The organism is Cupriavidus sp. IK-TO18 (assembly GCF_015549295.1).
Classification (GTDB): Bacteria; Pseudomonadota; Gammaproteobacteria; order Burkholderiales; family Burkholderiaceae; genus Cupriavidus; species Cupriavidus oxalaticus_A.
On record NZ_JADGMP010000018.1, the window covers coordinates 158349 to 175004 of the forward strand.

The window sequence follows — 16656 nt, forward strand, 5'->3', positions numbered from 1 at the left end:
GTGTTCAGGGCGGTGTGACGCCGCCAGACGTAGAACAAAGGAAAGTCGTCACCGACCCCGAAGTAATGTCGTCAATCCGCATGACAACGGTGCCGCAACCGGACGTACCATCATAAGAATCAATGACTTACGCTACGCGAACTAAAATCGTCACCGGCTTTTGGTCGCGAAGTGTCAATTGAGGGCATGCGAACGCCTGCACGGACCCAAAATGCTGCGCCATCTCCATTTGGCGACCCAAGATCGGAGACCTGAAACAGGTCAACCTGACCGCCTTGTGGCAGCGGCTCGCGCTATGCAGATCGAACCCGCGAAACCTCTACCCGCGGCTCCTGCATCCGAGGCCATGCTCAAAGTACGAGCGCGCGAACGCCTTGCGGTGGTCCGGCCTCATCGGCTGAAGACGGTCGGGTAGCCACCCCCGGTGGCCATAGAATGCATGGCAATGCGGACAACGGTATGGTGCCTCGAGTAGCTGCACGTTCAGGTAATACGGCGCTTCATGTCCGCACCGTCTACATGTCGACTCCACGGGGCAACGATGCGCAGGACATCGACTCGCGGTCTCTAATTGGTGCAAGAGAGAGTGGTAGCCACGCACCATGCAGAAATGGCGGTAGCGAAACACTTCGCTATAGCGTCGCCGATTGGTTTCCTCGATGAGTGCCATGTGCAGCGATTTTGTTGGCAAGCCCAGCGCTTCGTTCAGCCGAACGATATCGACGAATCCCCTCGTCGGCGGAAGGCTCTCGTAGGGATCGATGTCCAACCTCATCAACCGCATCACAGCGACACCGGACAAGGCATTCGCCACTTTGAGTTTCCAGAGGATCGAGACGAGCGATTCCCGTGGATCGATCCACTTCTTGTCGAACACGTAGCCCAGCGCCGGAGTGAGCTTCGCCTAGGCCCTCACAAGGCAGCGGAGACGAGCACACGACCGATTGCATGGCGTGACTGGACATAACCGGAATGCCGTACCGCGTGCGCCCATAGCGCTGGCTCGGGACAGTAGCCCGGGCAATCCCTGAGCTCGCTATCCTTTAGCAGGATCTCTACGGCACGGACAAACGACTCCATTGGAATCTCGAGAGCCCCAGGCAAGCTGGCCTTGTGGTGCGCCGTCTCGAACGCGTCCCACAGCGCGTCGGCATCGTTGACCAGTCGATAGCCAGCGTCAAAGGCTTGCGGAACGTAAAATCGGGTAAAGCTCCATTCGCTACGCTCAGGATAAGCCGTCTCGTCATAGCCGCTCAGACACGTCGCCACCACGTCCTTCGCATTTCGAATGCCGTAGAAGGCCAATTCCTCGACCATCAGCCGCGCGACAATCTGAGTTTCCCCGGCCAACTGCATGGCCGTTTTCTGAGCGAGCAATTCCTGTTGCCCGACGAGGAAGGTGAACAACTTGATCTGCTGTCGATCCAGCGCATCGTGAACGTCACGCAGCCATTCGTATTCATTGTCGTTGTAGCGCTGCGCCTCATCACAGAAAAGCAGAACCGTCCCACTGCCTGCCCGAGCGGCGGCCTCACGAATCCTCAGTGCGAGGCGCATACGTTTGGCCGGGTTGGCGACAGCGTTAGGATCCGGGTCGCCAACCGCTTCAAGCAGGTTGGCGAAGAACGGTCCCTCCGCATGCCTCGGCTTGTGTTCGCATCGTGCGTGGTAGCTGGTCATCCGTGGGTGTTCGCGTGCCAACAGCAATCGCACGTACTCGATTGCCCGCGTCTTACCGATGCGCGACGGGCCGTAGATCAGGGCGCCCATAATTCTGTAGCGCAGACATCGAGTGACCAGTTCGTAGAGTTCTTCGATGGCCGGCGTGGCGATACGATAGTTGCCGGTGACCAAGGGGTGCAGCGATGGATCGATCGGACGCGGTATCTGAAGCGACATGATGACTCTCTCGCGGATGACAGGGTTAATGGACTTGGCCGGTACCGATAGACAGCTTCTTGGGTCGCGTCGGTGTTTTTTTCTGCTCGGAAGCCTTGTCTGCTTTCTGTTCTGACTCGGCGTTCGTTGCGGTCTGGGCGGCGGATGCTCCCCGCCCCATCGCAGTTCGCGCCGTCGGCGCGGATGACAGAATCCGCTTTGCTTCCGCCAGTTCGGATGCCGCCTTCCGTGACTTCTTTGCCTGCGCCATCTTTCCGTCGACGTAGTCTCCGATGGGATCCGCATCCACTGGCCCACGCGACCGCTTCTTGTCTTTCTTCTCCTGATTGATTTGCTGGCGTAGTTTCAGGTTATGCCGTATCACGCCCCAAGCCCCCTGCGCCTCCAAGACCCCAAACTCCGCGCCGTCTGGTTGGAACGCGCGGGCACAGCGAAGATCATCGGCATTCAGGTAGATAAGCAAGCTCTTGCCGATCAAATCCGTGCTGCACGCAAGGACGCTGCTTGTGTTGCGCACCATACAAGTTGATGTGCGGTCGAATCGGGACTGTACTTTGGCCCTGCGTCTGCGCAACAGCCAACGAACTCGCACAACGCGTCGAGCGTCTCCTTGGCGAGATTCGCCTTCGCATTGTCCAGCTTCATCCATTCCCAGGTTGTATACGCCAGCTCTGGGAGGCGCTGTGAGGGAAAGCCGTCGTGCGGACCGTAGGCCAAACCAGGAATCGTGAAGTCGCGCAGTCGATGCGGCTCCAGGGCCGACTCGATGGTCTTGATGACGTCGTAGCGACTATACTCGCGGCAAATCGCAAGATGAAAGCCTAGCACCGCACGCGTGCAGACGTCGATGATTGCAGGCAGCCAAACGCGTTCGATCTCGAATTCATGTTCAAAGCCCAATGCATCGCGTACGACCACCTTCAGCCGGATATCGAGTCGGTGGCCGTCGAACTCCACGACCTGGTAGGGGCGCATGGCCGGCCGACTTTCCGCCTTATCGTAAGAGCGCTTTGTCGCCAGTCCAAAGCCGCTTTCAGTCATCGAGCGAGAGTTCTCGAAAGGCGACCCAGTGCTTGTGGGCGCCGCCATCTTCAATCTGCTGCATACCGGTCGCGTGCATGCTGAGGAACTGCGAACCGACGAGAAAGCTATCCGGCGCTGGCAGGATGGCTGCTCCTAAAAATAAAGCAGCGCCGCGTGTTGCTCAAACAGGTGCATACCAATGGACGACTTCATGTGTGGAAGCCCTTTCAGGTGAGTGGCGCCAGCCGCCCGTGCGGCGTGTTCGGCCGCGTCGACCAACCGGACATTGACCGCATCAGCGTTCAACTCGAGGCCCTCCTTCGCTTCTTCATCGATCACTGGATCCGGCAGGAGGATCAACTCTTGACGATCGGAGTACGAGACCAGGAAGTCTGCTAAGTGCCGCCTCTCTCGAAACTGAATGAACCCGGGGCGCTCGCAAAAGTGGCTGATTGCCGGATCGGATTCGATCAAGACCCATTGATCGAACGCACAGCGTCGGTGGAAAGTCAGCCGCCGCTTCAGCTTTGGACTGAAGACTTCGAAGCGGTGCGCACCGCGCGGGCGGACGAGCGCAACCGGCTCCGCTATACGCAGAGAATCTTCCATGAGATCAATGCCTTACGAGCGGGGGCTTCGAAGTCTAGGACGCCAATTGACGAAATTAATCGGGACTAATGCGAATTGAGGATTTTGCTTCGCGAGGAGTGCAAGCAATAGTGTCAATTCACCGGCCGGGTTTCTATATTCGACGCGGGTTCCAGCCGGATTCCGGAGTGACAGACTTGCTCCGTTCTACGCGTGTGGCAACGATACACGGCAACATGCGCTGCCAGTTGTCTACCCAGGTACGCGAGGCCGCCAGCTCCGCGGCGTGGACCAACCGGACGTTTCTGTCGCCGGCATCAAGATTCGCGAGTGGCTTCGCATCGCCTCCAACTATCGGATCGGGGAGGATAACGAGTTCTTGCCGATCAGGGTATGTCACCAGGAAGTCGGCGAGGCTACGCTTACCTCGGAACTGAATGTAGCCAGGACGCTCGCAAAACTCGCGAACTTTCGGATCTGACTCAATCGTGATCCATAGGTGGAACGCCTGCTTTCGGTACAACATGAGCCGCCGATTTAGCTTTGGACTAAATGGCGCCGCCAAAGAGCTAACGCGAAATCCCGGTCCAGCCCTCAACCCACCCGCTGCGCCTGCGCCCAAGCCAGTTCGGCCACACGCGCAAAGCGTTCGCCCATGGCATGCGCGTCGGCATTGGACGCCGTGCCGCGCGCAACTCTGCCCTTGATACCATGCAGGATCGCGGCGAAGCGGAACATGTTGAAGGCGATGTAGAAATCGAGGTTCGGGATACCATCGCGGCCTGTACGCCTGCAATAGGCGTCGACATACGCAGCCTCGTCCGGCAATTCCAAGCCTGCCAAATCCAGCCCCGAGATGCCACCCAGGATATCAGGCGGCATGCGGAACATCATTACATGGTAGGCAAAGTCGGCAAGTGGATCACCGAGGGTCGACAGTTCCCAGTCCAGCACCGCCAGCACCCGGGGCTCGGTGGGATGAAAAATCACGTTGTCGGCCCGGAAGTCGCCATGGCCAATGGCAACCTCATCGGCGGCTGGCAGATGCCGAGGCAACCAGTTGGTGAGCAGATCCATCGCGGGATGCCGACCGGCCACTTCGTCGCTCAGGTACTGGGCCGACCAGCGCGCCACCTGGCGAGCCACGTAACCGCCAGGCTTGCCGTAATCGCTTAGACCGATCGAAGCGGGATCTATTGTATGCAACCGGGCCAGCGTCGCGTTCATCGCGTCCATGTACGCCGCCCGGTCATGCCGTGACACATCGGAAAAGCTGGCATCCCAGAAGATCCGTCCTTCGATCATATCCATGACGAAGAACCAGCTGCCAACTACCGACTCGTCGGTGCAAAGCCCGTGAATATACGGCACCGGAAAATCCGCTTGGCCGAGCGCCGCCATCACGCGCGCTTCGCGCTCCACCGCATGGGCGCCCTTCAGCAAGGGGCCGCGCGGTTTGCGCCGCAGCACATAGCTGCGGCCAGGCGTGGTCAGGCGGTATGTGGGGTTAGACTGCCCACCCTTGAACTGGTCGATCGTGAGCAGCCCCGCATAGCCCGCCACATTCTGTTCCATCCAGCGCTCCAGGGCCGTCTGGTCGAACTGATGCTGCTCGCGCACCGGCACCGTGCCGGCGAAATCATGCCTGTTGGTCATGTTTGTCCTCGGCGTCGAAAGCGTTACGCTTCATCATCTTCGCTAGCGTCCGTTTGTTAACAGCGATCGACCCGTCATAGATTCGAAGGCATACGGCCACTCCCGACCATATGCCTCTACTCAGGGTCTAAACATCTTGCGTGCCGAGACCAGCGCCCTTATCTCAGAACTTGTGCCGAATCCCCAGCGCAACCCCGGTTTGGTTGGTTTTCCCCGGTGCGAGCGTCTGCAGCGAAGCGAAGTTGAGCGCAGAGTTTTTTGCGTAGGCGGCCACGCCATAGACGTCGGTGCGCTTGGATAACGAGTAGATTCCCTGCAACACGTACTGTTGCGGATTGGCCGGGTTGGCGACGCCTGCCTTCGACTTGATGTCGTCGTAGTAGTATGCGAGCGTCAGCCCAAATGGCGTGGCGATCTGATAGCCGATGCCGGCCCAATACATATTGTCGCGCGACGAGGTAGCACCATTTGCGGCGACGTCCTTGCCCCAGCGGTAGCCGGCCGTGAGCCGGATCGGTCCCTGCGTGTAGGTGCCGGCCACTGCTGCCTTGCGCGACTTGGCGATGCCGGCGGCGGTGTCGGGGCCATTGCCCTGGTCATAGATCACCGAGACCGCAAACGGCCCCGACCCATAGCTGACGCCGCCGCCCCAGGATGCGCTGGCCTGAATCGAGCCAGGCTGTTCGCCGAACGCGTAGTGAGCCTGCGCCGTCAGCGCGCCGAGGGCGATGCGGTACTTGACCGCGTTATCGACGCGCAAGGGCCCGAGCAGCACCGAGAACGGTTCGTAGGTGCCCGAGTAGTAGAGCGGCGTAAAGTTGGCCAGGATGTCAAAAAACGTCGTGTATTGCCTGCCAAACGTTAACCGTCCATAGGGCGATTCCATGCCGACAAAGGATTGCCGGTTAAACAAGCGCGAGGTGTCGGCCATCGTACCGGTGTCGATATTGAAGCCGCTCTCCAGCACGAACAGGGCCTTCATGCCGCCACCCAGATCTTCCACGCCGCGCAAGCCCCAACGCGGGCCGGACAAGCCGGCAGAGGTGAGCTTGACCGCCGACTTGGCGCTGTTATCTCCCGCAATTGCAGAACGATTGTTGCTGCTGTACTCCAGATAGGTATCGGCCACGCCGTAAATCGTAACACTGGATTGCGCGAAGACGACCTGCGCCGACATACCCGTTGCACCCATCGCCATAACCGATGCCAGAAACCGAACCCGTCCAATCTTGTTCAAAACACTCCTCCTTATCGATGTGATGCACACCCTGCGGGAATTCCCCATTTCCCAGCGGCAATTTATTCTTCCTGCCTGCCTGCTCATCAGAAGAACATTTCTGATGATTCAATTCAGAACTATGAGATAACGCGCCGCCCCTCCTTACGCAGTGTTAGCCCGGGCCCATACCGAGGCAAATAATGGGCCGCCCTTTTCGAAGGCTCAGTCCAGCCGAATGTCGGCCGCCTTGATCAAGGCGGACCAGCGTGCCTGATCGGCGCGGACATCGGCGGCGAATTCCGGCTGCGGCTTTCCCCCGGGCTCGTAGCCCAGGTCGGCAAATTTCCTGACGACGTCCGGATTGCGCGTCACCGCCGAAATCTCGGTCTGCAAGCGCTTGACCACCTCCGGGGGCGTTCCCGCGGGGGCGAAGAAGGCGCCCCAGCCGAGCGCTTCGAAACCCGGCAAGCCAAGTTCCGACAGCGTGGGGACATCGGGCGTCAGGCGGCTTCGCTTGGCGCCAGAGGAGGCGATGATGCGCACCTTCCCGGATGCGACATAGGGGCGCACAGACGGGTAATCGGTCCACATCGCGGCGACCTCCCCGTTCGCCAGCGCTTGCACCGCGGCACTGCCGCCTTTGTAGGGGACGTGGAGCATGCCCGCACTTAGCGCCTGGTTCAATGCGTGGCCGTACAAGTGCGACGACGAGGCGTTGCCGAACGACGAGTATTCCCACTTTTTGGTGGTGGCTTTCGCCTCGCTGGTGAATGCTGTGAAATCGGTGGCCTTTACGCGGCTGGTGCTGACTGCCAGCCACAGCGGCGCGCTAACCAGGGTGGTCACGGGAACGAAATCGCGCAGCGGGTCATACGGGATCTTCGGCATCGCGCTGGCAGTCTGCAGCAGGATCGGAATCGTGAACAGTAACGTATAGCCGTCAGGCTGGGCCTTGGCGACATAGTCGCTGCCGATCACGCCGCTTGCGCCGGGCCGGTTGTCGACCACAATGGCCTGCTTCATATTGACCTGCAGCGCCGAACCGGCGATGCGCGCGACCACATCGGTACCGCCACCGGCGGGGAACGGCACTACGACCCGCACTGGCTTGTCGGGGTACGATTGGGCCGCAACCGGTCCGCACAGCAGAACCAGCATCGCCATCAGGGCACGCCGGCGGGGGAATGAAATCCACGTCATTGGATCACCTCGACAAATTCGGAAGAAAAAAAGGGGGCTCTGCGCGTACGCGCAGTGGCAAATGTCACGGCATTTTTACGACTGAACGGCCCCACCGGGACCGGCAGCGGCAGATCAGTCCGGTTGAATCCCGGCCTTCCCAATCAGCTCGGCCCAACGCACTTTTTCGGCGCCGACTCCCCTGGCGAACGATTCCTGGGACTGCCCGCCGGGCATGTAGCCAAGGCTGCCCAGGCGTGATACGACATCAGGCTGATGGAGAACCTTCACGGTCGCCGCGTGCAGCTTGCTGACGATCTCTGGCGAGGTCTTGCTGGGGACGAACAGCCCGGCCCACGTCGGCAGATCGAAGCCCGGATAGCCTTGCTCAGCCAGCGTCGGCACCTCGGGCGTCAATGGCGACCGCTTGCCGCCAGTGACCGCCAGAAGGCGGATCTTGCCCGATGCCAGTTGCGGCTTCAGCGTGACGATATCCAGAATCGTGAGCGACACCTCGCCCGCGACCAGCGCCACGCTCGCCGGGGCAGAGCCTTTGTAGGGCACGTGGATCATGTCCAGCCCGGCCACCGCGTTGAACTGCGAGCCGAGCACATGTGCGGAGGAGCCGTTGCCGAGCGAGGCGAAGCTATGCTTGCCCGGATGCGCCTTGACCTCCGCCACGAACTCCTTGACGGTGCGCGCTGAGGTCCGCGAGGTACTGACCGCCACCCATAGCGGCGAGGTGACCACGTCAATGACCGGCGTCAAGTCTGCGATCGGGTCATATGGCAGCTTCTTGAACAGCGATGGCGTCTGCACCAACAGCGGCACCGTCAGCAGGATCGTATTGCCATCCGGCGCCGACTTGGCCACCACGTCGGTGGCAATCGTGGCGCTGCCTCCCGGCCGGTTCTCGACGATGACGGTCTGCCCCAGCTCGACGGAAAGCTTCTCCGCCAGCAGGCGGCCCAGCACGTCGCCGCCGCCGCCGGGCGCGAACGGGACGACGATCCGCGCCACCGGCTTTGACTGAGCCCACACAGGGTTGCCCAGCGAAGCGAGGCACGCGGCCTGGGCAGCGAACGCGAGAAACGATCGGCGGGTTTTCGTGGACATGCTCTTGTCTCCTGTAGACGGCTGTCATGGCCGCCTTTCTTATGGTCTGGAATGGTGGGGCCCGCAGTGCCAGCCTTCCTTCATGGCAGAATTAGAGCGCACAACGCAGGCGGTGGAAAATAGCTTCGAAAGAACAGCTCACATCGTGGGATTTTCCTCGTCGGCGTGGAGGGCAGCGGACCTCAAGGGCATTCCGCGCCACCTTGCTCTGCTCGCGCGTTAAAATCGTGGCGGCCGCACGGGACCAACTGATCGGCATTCATAACGGACTCACCAGATGGCCGACATCCACTGCCAGCGTCGTCCCGGTCATTGCCGCGCCAGCATCCGATGCCAGCAGCAGAAGTGGCCCGTCCAGATCGGTCAGCTGGCAAAAACGCCGGCCGGGAATGCGCAGGCGCAGTTTTTCGCCGGCCTCGCTGCGCAGGAAACCCTCATTCATCTCGGTCATCACGTAGCCGGGCAGAAGCGCATTGACCCGGATCCGGTGCCGCGCCAGTTCCAGCGCCAGTGCCCTGGTCGCCTGGATCACGCCCGCCTTCGAGATGGCGTACGGTGCAACGCCCGCGGTCACCCTGGCGCCAAGAATCGAGGCGACATTTACAATGCTGCCGCCGCCGGCATTTATCATGCGCCGCCCTGCTTCGCAGGCGATCAGCCAGCACCCTTTCAAGTTGGTGTCGACCACCGCATCGAAATCCGCCTCGGTGTGCTCCAGCGCCGGCTTGGTCAGCGCGACCCCAGCATTGTTGATGACCACCTGCGGAGGTCCCCACGGTATCGCGTCGAAGCAGGCCTGGATGCTTTTCGCGTCAGTCACATCGAGCGCCAATGCGCACGCCGTTCCGCCCGCCTGGGAAATCGCTTCGACGATCGGTTGCAGCTTGTCCACGCGACGCGCGGCGAGCGCGACACGCGCGCCGGCCTCCGCCAGCACCGATGCAAAGTGCTTGCCGAGTCCGCTCGATGCGCCCGTGACCAGCACCACGCGCCCATCCAGCCGGAAGCGCTGCGATGGCGCGACGGCTGCAGCGCTGTGTGTGTCCTGCAATTCACTGTTCATGTTGTCGCCCGACTCTTTTACCGAGCGGAACAGCAGTCCGCTCGATCCGATTGATGTCAGCCAAAGTTAGCCTGCCTCTTCTGCAGCATCGCCGTCACGCCTTCGGCGAAGTCCGCGCTCGCGGCACATAGCGCGAAGCTCTCGACCTCGGCGCGCAGCTGGGCCGCCAGATCGCGCTGGCCGGCATCGAGCAGCAAGCGCCGGGTCAGCGCCAGCGCCAGCGGCGGACCGGCTGCCAAGCGACGCGCGATCCCCTCGGCCTCAGCCATCAGCTCCGCCGGTGCCACCACGCGGTTGATCAGGCCGGCAGCGCGTGCGTCTGCCGCGGACAGCGGCTCGCACAACAGCGCAAACTCCAGGGCACGACGCAGCCCCACGGCGCGCGGCAGGCGCCAGGTCGTGCCGCACTCGGGGCTCGCGCCGACCAGCGCGGCGGCGACATTGAAGCGCGTATCCGCCGCGGCGACGATCAGGTCCGCGGCCAGCATCACGCCGATGGCACCGCCCGCCACCGCGCCGTGTACGGCGGCTACCTTCGGGAATTCGAGACGCTCCATCACGGCAAGCGCGCCGTGCATTTCGTCGACAATCTCGGCCGGGCTGCCATGCGCCGAGGTCATCGCCTGCAGATCGCCGCCGGACAGGAAGGCACGCCCTTCGCCGCTCAGGATCAGTGCGCGCACATCGGTGGCGGCCGCGAGGTCTTCGCAGGCGAGGCGGAAGGCCCGCGCCAGCGCAAGGTCGACGGCGTTGCGCGCCACCGGCCGGTTGAAGCGGATATGCGCAAGGCTCCCATCCCGCCATGCCAGCACCGGCATGGTGGCCTCCGTATCGGCACCGATCTCAGTGAGCGGCATCATGCTTCCCCGTCCCGCTCCACCACAAAGCTGGCCACAGTGGCGCACGACCCACCGATATTCAGCGTCTGGAGCCGTTTTGCGCCCTCGATTTGCGCCTCCCCTGCCGTGCCGGTCACCTGGCGCGCGGCATCCAGCAACATGCGCGCGCCTGTGGCGCCCACCGGGTGCCCACACCCAATCAAACCGCCGCTCATATTGACGGGGCACCGTCCGCCCGGTTCGATGCTACCGTCTTCCACGGCTTGCCAGCTCTGCCCCGGCGGCGTCAGGCCGAGGTGGTCCAGCGCCACGTACTCGGTGGTGGTGAAGCAGTCATGGGTCTCGACCCCGTCGATCGCTTCAATACCCGTCACATCGGCTCGTCGCCAGGCATCCTCGATGGCGTGGCGCAGGTGCGGGAATACATAAGCCTGGTCACGGCTGCGCTCCAACTTGTCCTGCAAGCGCAGGCCGGCGGTGCGGTGTCCCCACCCTGCGATACGCGGCAGTTGGTCGACCGATGTGCCGCGCCGCCGCGCATACTCCTGCGCGAAGCGCGGCGAGGCCAGTACAATGCCGCAGCCGCCGTCGGTCACCTGGCCGCAGTCCTGGCGGCGCGTGCCCGGCTCGATCAGCGGGTTGGCTTCGTCGTTGTCGGTGAAACTGTCGGCGCTGAACTGCCAGTTGCGGGTCTGCGCCAATGGATTGCGGCGAGCATTACCGTAGTTAATCTCGGCAATGCGATTCAGGTATTTGCGGTCCAGTCCGAAGCGGCGCTCATACTCCTGCGCGATGCGCCCAAATGCCGCAGGCCACATGAAGGTGCATTCGATCTCTTCGCGGCCTTGCCACGCGGCGGAATTCTGATTTTTTGAGGCCTCGTGGCCCGAGATGTTTTTAAACTCCTCGGCGCCCACCACCAGCACGCAATCATAGCGCCCGGCTTCGAGCTCCGCCATCGCCGTCAGTACGGCCAGCGATGACGACGCGCAGGCGCCCTCATGGCGCATGGCCGGTACGCCCCACAGTTCCGGCACCACTTGCGCCACCATCGCGCCGAGATGCGCCTGCTGGCGCTGCAGTTCACCGAACGCGTTGCCGACGTGGATGCTCTCGATCTGCGCTGCATCGAGCGCGCAGGCGTCGAGGGTACCGAGCGTGGTGTCGCGGATGATGTCGGAGATGTCCTGTCCATGGCGGGACCAGACCCTGGCGAAGTCGGTCTGGTAGCCGCCGAGGATGTATGCGGATTGGCTCATGTCAATGGCTCGGTTGGGGGTTCACAGCAAGCCAGCCCAATCGGACTGGATGTCCCTCGCGTCGGCCCAGCACGCATGCGTGCCGCTGCTGATGCGATGGGGAAGGAAAATGCGCGCGACCGGCCCTGCGGCGAGATCGCGGGCGTCCAGCACCAGGCATTCGGAACGCTCGGTGTTCATGTCGGTGACGAAACTGACCACATAGCCATCGTCCTCACCCTGCGCGTCGTGGCACGGCGCCATCGGCGATTCGCTGCCGAAGCGGCCTTCGCCGAACAGATACTGTTGCGACTCGCCGGTGATGTGGTCATAGCGCAGGATGCCGTCGAACAGGAATGCTCCGGGGTGCGCAAGCATGTTGTACGAGTAGCGATACGGCTTGCCCCAGTACTCCATGTTGACCATGCCGAACTCGAGATAGCGCTCGTCCAGGCGGCGTTCGCGCGTAGCGCCGGTGCGCAGGTTGAAGCGCCATTCGTACAGCGTAGGGCCGTACCGGTCCGGCCCCATGGTGTTGCCGGTGTTGTCGTAGCCGGCCTTCGGCATGGGCGTCTTCTGGTGATAGCCGTGCAGCACCACCTCGTCACCGTCTTCCCAGGCATTGAGCCAATGCAGCACGTAGGTCGGGCTCGCCTCGAACCAGCGGATCTGCGCCGAGGCGGCCCAGCGGCGCGGCACGATGGCAAAGCGCGACGGCTTGTCGGGGTAGTAGCTGAGCTTGTGCTTGCCTTGCGGCAGCAGATTTTCGTCCCAATGCAGCGGAAAGTCGTTCAGAATGGCGAAATGTTCAGTGAACGCCATGTCGTGCGGAAGCCGTGGGCCCGGCAGCGGCACCGGCACGTAGTGCACCAGCCGGTTTTGCCGGTCGACCTCGCCGTAATGCATATACGGGGCGTCCTTGCTGTAATTGAAAAAGAGCAGATCGCCGGTGCGCGGATCGACTTTGGCATGGGCGGAGAGGCCACAGTCCCGCAACACTTCGGCGCCCCAGGCATCGACCCCCTCCAATTCCAGGGTACGTGCATCCAACCGGTACGGTTCGCCGCATTGATAGAACATCGCGAGCGCTTTGCCGGCATGGACGATGACGTCGGTAGCGGCGCTGTCGCGCAGCCCGCCGCGCGCGCCCCAGCCCGGCAGCTCCGACAAGCTCGGCTTGTCGATCAGGCCGGCATACAGAGCCCGCCCGGCTTGTTGCTCCTGCTGGAACGCCCTGGTGCGGATGAAGCGGTTGCGGTATTCGCAGCGACCGTTTTGAAAGCTCATCAAGTGCAACATCGCGTCACCATCAAAAGGATGGAACTTGCCGAGCGGCTGGTGCACCGGGTTCTGCGTGTTGCGCAGATAGACGCCATTGAGGCGTGCCGGGATCGTCCCTTCGACCTCCAGGTCAACGGCATTGACTTCGCGATAGTTAGGGGTGAACGGCCCGGACGTGTAGGGATGCCCTTCGAGCGCTAGCGTAGGGTGGATTTCTCCGACGACTTCGACATGCATGGTTGACTCGCTGTATGAAATTTGATCGATGCGGGCGAATTAGCGCTACATCTGCACCGCCGCACTCGTGTTCTGACTTACGCTCGCCAGCAACTGGCGCAACTCCCGCTTGAGTACCTTGCCGACCGGGTTGCGTGGGAGCTCGGCCGTGATCAGCAGTTGCTCCGGCAGCTTGAAGGCTGCGACACCTTCCGCGCGCAAATGCGCCACCAGCGCAGGCAACGTGACGGTGGCGCCCGGTAGCGGCACCACTACCGCGCAGACCCGTTCGCCCAGTGTCGGATCGGGGCTGCCGATTACCGCCACCTCCCTGACATCGGGGTGGCCGAGCAGCAGGCTCTCGACTTCCTCCGACGAAATATTCATGCCACCGCGGATCACGATGTCCTTGTGGCGCCCTGCAAAGCGATAGAACTGATGACGATCTCCAGCGATTTCGAACAGGTCTCCGGTGCGGTAGTAGCCTTGCTCGTCGAAGGCGCACGCCGACAGCTCCGGGGCGTTGAAATAGCCGCTGAAGATCGCCGGTCCCTGGAAGCGGAGTTCGCCGACGTGGCCCGGCTCATCGATCTCCGCGCCGGTATCGGGATCGACGAGACGGGTGCGGATACGCTTTGCATTGGAGTGCGACCAGGTGTAACCGGGCACCCCCATGCGCGGAAAGTACAGCGCGCGCTGGCTGCGGTCGGGGATGTCCTCCGGCGTTGACGACAGTGCCGCGCCTTCATTCGAGCCGAAGTAATTGACAATTTCGACGTTGAAGCGCTGCGCGAACTGCGCCACCAGCCAGTCCGCCAGCGGGCCGCCGCCCGAACCGATGCGTTTCAGGCGCTGCAGGTGGACTCCGCTGAGACGTTCCGGCTCCTTGAGCAGGCGGCTCAGCACGGCCGGGGCAGCCACCGTATAGTCGATCAGGCTGGTTCGCAACTGCGTGAGAAATACCTCGATGTCGAACGGGTGATGATGATGCAAGCCGCCGCCGATCAGCAGCCACGCCACGAGGCTGGTCGAGACTCCCGCCATGTTGACGAAGGGGAAAGGAATCAGCAGCTGGTTGCCGGGCTGCAGGCGGCCGGCCTCCACCACCGATTGACCGACCACCAACCACTCGTTGTGGTTGCGCGGCACCCCCTTGGAGCGTGCTTCGGTGCCGGAGGTCCAGCAGATGGTGAAGACGTCATGCGCCGTCAGGCCAATCGCCTCCATGTGCGCGCATAGCGCCGCCGCGTTCCACCCAGTGGTAGCCGTTAGCGCGGCGTCAAGGTCGCCGATGGCGGGCGGCAAGGCGTCGTCCGAACCGTCCCGATAGCACCAGACTTGCTCCAGCGCGGCGCATTGCGTCATGTAGGCGGCCCACTGTTCGGCCGCTTGGAAGGAACCGACGCGCTGCGTCGTGATGGCGAACCTGGCGCCGGTGGTGCTCAGCACATGGGACAGCTCATGCCCGCGGTACTGCATCGGCACAGGCGACACGATGACGCCGGAGATGGCACAAGCAAGATATAGGGCGTGTAGCTCAACGCAATTCGGGAGCTGCAGCACAATGATGTCGTCCTTGCGCAAACCTTGCCAGTGCAGCCAAGCGGTGTAGCGGCCGACTTGCTCGAGGAGTTCACCCCAAGTCCACTGTTGCGCCGCCTTGCCCCACAGCGCAGACCGGTTAGGTGGATCGGCGACTGCGAAGGCGGTAGGCTGCCGCACCGCGGTCTCGACAAACATTGCGCCAAGCGTCCGCTCGCCCCACCATCCGCGCGCGACATAGTCTTCGATTTTGTCCCTGGATACCAAGATCATGATTTACTTCCAACGATTGAGCGTCGCTTGACTGACAAAGGTGGCGTGAAAACCGTTGGGGACACGGCGTGGCAACAGCACGCGCGCAACCGGTCCTTGGGCGAGGTTCGCGCCCCTGCAATCAAACACCTGAATTTCCGAGCGGGCATCAACGGGGTTCCAGACAAAGCAGACCAAATAGCCATCGTCTTCGGCCATGCTGTTGTCGCGCGGCGCGAAGCCGGGCTCGTTGTAGAAATGGCGCGGGCCGGCGCTGTATGCGACATAGCCGCCGGTATCGAGGTCATACTTGACCAGCCCCGGGAAGCGGGGCTCTTCGTGGCCGCCATGCGGAAACACTACGTTGTAAGACCAGCGATTCCTGCGCCCCTGGTACATGCTGTTGATGACGGGGAATTCCGTGTTGAGCACGTCGTCGATCGGGCCTTCGTGCGTCTCGCCTGTCTTCAGATTGAAGCGCCACTGGTAGAGCAGGAAGTCGCGCTGCCGCAAATGGATGGTCCGCTCCAGCCTGCGCGCGTCCGGCTGACCGTCGGGGCCTGCGTGGATGCGGTACGGCGTGCCGATCATGACGATCTCGTCGCCTTCTTCCCATGCATTGACAACGTGCAGCATGTACGTTGGCTTAGCGCTGAACCAGCGAATCTCATCTGCGTGGCCATGGCGCGGAATCACTGCAAAGCGCGACGGCTGGCTGGCATCGAACCGTAGCTTGTAGCGTCCCGCGCGCAGCGCATCGGCGTCTGGCCGCAACGGGAAGTCGTGCAGAATGCTGTAGTGCTCGGTGATGGCCATGTCGTGCGGGAGACTTGGCGCGTCGAGCGGGATTTCGGTGCGATGCACGAGCTTGCGATCCGGTCCGATCACGCCGTATTCCATATACGGCCGGGTCAAGCCATAGTCGAAGAACAGCAGCTCGCCGGTGTGCTCGTCCGGTTTGGAATGTGCCGAGATCCGGCTAATGGCGCCGCCGAAATCGGCGGGACCAATGGTCTGCAGACTGTCAGGATCGACCGCGTACGGCATACCTGAGCGATACCACATGGTAATCAGCCGGCCCGCGTGGTACTTCACATCGGTGTTGGAAGTGTTCTTGAGCGGCTCGTTGGGTCGGTCCGCGCGCAGCGGTTCCTTGAGTCCCTTCCACAGCGCGCGCCCAACGGCCTTCTCTTCCTGCAGCGCGCTGGTGGTGATCCATCGGTTGCGGTAGCTCACCTTGCCGTTGCGGAAACGCACCGCATGCAGCATGCCGTCGCCGTCGTAGGCGTGGTAGCGCCAGTTAGGCGGGAAGTAGTTGTTAGGTCCGTTGCGCACATATAGCCCATTCAGATCCGCCGGCACGCAGCCAATCACGGCCAGCTCGTCAAAGGAGTCTTCTTGTTGAATGCCCGCGTTGTTCCCGCTGAGGGCTCGATTGTCGAGGACGGGCCGGTCGACTTGCATACTGAGTGCCTCCGTGGCGCGGTGAAGATCGATGGCGTCAGTCTAGGGAGCTGCCTCGGGAACACGGCCAGCATTTTTGAT

At 62.2% G+C, this 16656-nt stretch carries 12 protein-coding genes and 1 pseudogene; all 13 read right to left on the reverse strand.

Going from position 1 to position 16656, the window contains the following annotated elements:
* Positions 1-912: 912 nt before the first annotated feature.
* Positions 913-1899 carry an ATP-binding protein gene (locus IPF36_RS16135; RefSeq protein ID WP_195428761.1) on the reverse strand — a complete coding sequence of 329 codons (987 nt, stop codon included), beginning with the start codon at positions 1897-1899 and terminating at the stop codon, positions 913-915.
* Between the two features lie 25 nt (positions 1900-1924).
* Positions 1925-2871 (reverse strand): annotated as a pseudogene (locus IPF36_RS16140) (integrase); the annotation flags it as partial.
* Between the two features lie 204 nt (positions 2872-3075).
* The gene (locus IPF36_RS16145) at positions 3076-3531 is read right to left on the reverse strand and encodes a hypothetical protein (protein ID WP_195428762.1); all 456 of its coding nucleotides are present in this window, start codon (positions 3529-3531) and stop codon (positions 3076-3078) included.
* A gap of 573 nt (positions 3532-4104) precedes the next feature.
* Positions 4105-5166, reverse strand: a complete 1062-nt coding sequence (locus IPF36_RS16150; RefSeq protein WP_195428765.1) for a phosphotransferase family protein — start codon at positions 5164-5166, stop codon at positions 4105-4107.
* A 163-nt stretch (positions 5167-5329) separates the two neighbouring features.
* On the reverse strand, positions 5330-6403 hold the full coding sequence (locus IPF36_RS16155) for a porin (RefSeq protein WP_133092672.1): 1074 nt from the start codon (positions 6401-6403) through the stop codon (positions 5330-5332).
* A gap of 204 nt (positions 6404-6607) precedes the next feature.
* Positions 6608-7447 carry a Bug family tripartite tricarboxylate transporter substrate binding protein gene (locus IPF36_RS16160; protein WP_368671158.1) on the reverse strand — a complete coding sequence of 280 codons (840 nt, stop codon included), beginning with the start codon at positions 7445-7447 and terminating at the stop codon, positions 6608-6610.
* Positions 7448-7699: 252 nt separating this feature from the next.
* On the reverse strand, positions 7700-8680 hold the full coding sequence (locus IPF36_RS16165; RefSeq protein ID WP_133092674.1) for a tripartite tricarboxylate transporter substrate binding protein: 981 nt from the start codon (positions 8678-8680) through the stop codon (positions 7700-7702).
* A gap of 259 nt (positions 8681-8939) precedes the next feature.
* Positions 8940-9743 (reverse strand): SDR family NAD(P)-dependent oxidoreductase, encoded by an 804-nt coding sequence (locus IPF36_RS16170; protein WP_195428769.1) that lies wholly within the window; start codon positions 9741-9743, stop codon positions 8940-8942.
* Positions 9744-9799: 56 nt separating this feature from the next.
* Positions 9800-10603: an enoyl-CoA hydratase/isomerase family protein gene (locus IPF36_RS16175; RefSeq protein WP_195428771.1), complete on the reverse strand. Its 804-nt coding sequence runs from the start codon at positions 10601-10603 to the stop codon at positions 9800-9802.
* A complete protein-coding gene (locus tag IPF36_RS16180; protein WP_133092676.1) occupies positions 10600-11841 on the reverse strand; it encodes an acetyl-CoA acetyltransferase in 1242 nt (413 codons plus the stop codon). The genes IPF36_RS16175 and IPF36_RS16180 overlap by 4 nt, the downstream gene beginning before the upstream one ends.
* Positions 11842-11862: 21 nt before the next feature.
* On the reverse strand, positions 11863-13338 hold the full coding sequence (locus tag IPF36_RS16185) for a carotenoid oxygenase family protein (RefSeq protein ID WP_133092677.1): 1476 nt from the start codon (positions 13336-13338) through the stop codon (positions 11863-11865).
* A 45-nt stretch (positions 13339-13383) separates the two neighbouring features.
* Positions 13384-15132 carry a class I adenylate-forming enzyme family protein gene (locus IPF36_RS16190; RefSeq protein ID WP_133092678.1) on the reverse strand — a complete coding sequence of 583 codons (1749 nt, stop codon included), beginning with the start codon at positions 15130-15132 and terminating at the stop codon, positions 13384-13386.
* 3 nt (positions 15133-15135) lie between these two features.
* Complete coding sequence (locus tag IPF36_RS16195; protein ID WP_133092679.1) at positions 15136-16575, reverse strand: carotenoid oxygenase family protein; 1440 nt, start codon at positions 16573-16575, stop codon at positions 15136-15138.
* Positions 16576-16656 lie beyond the last annotated feature (81 nt).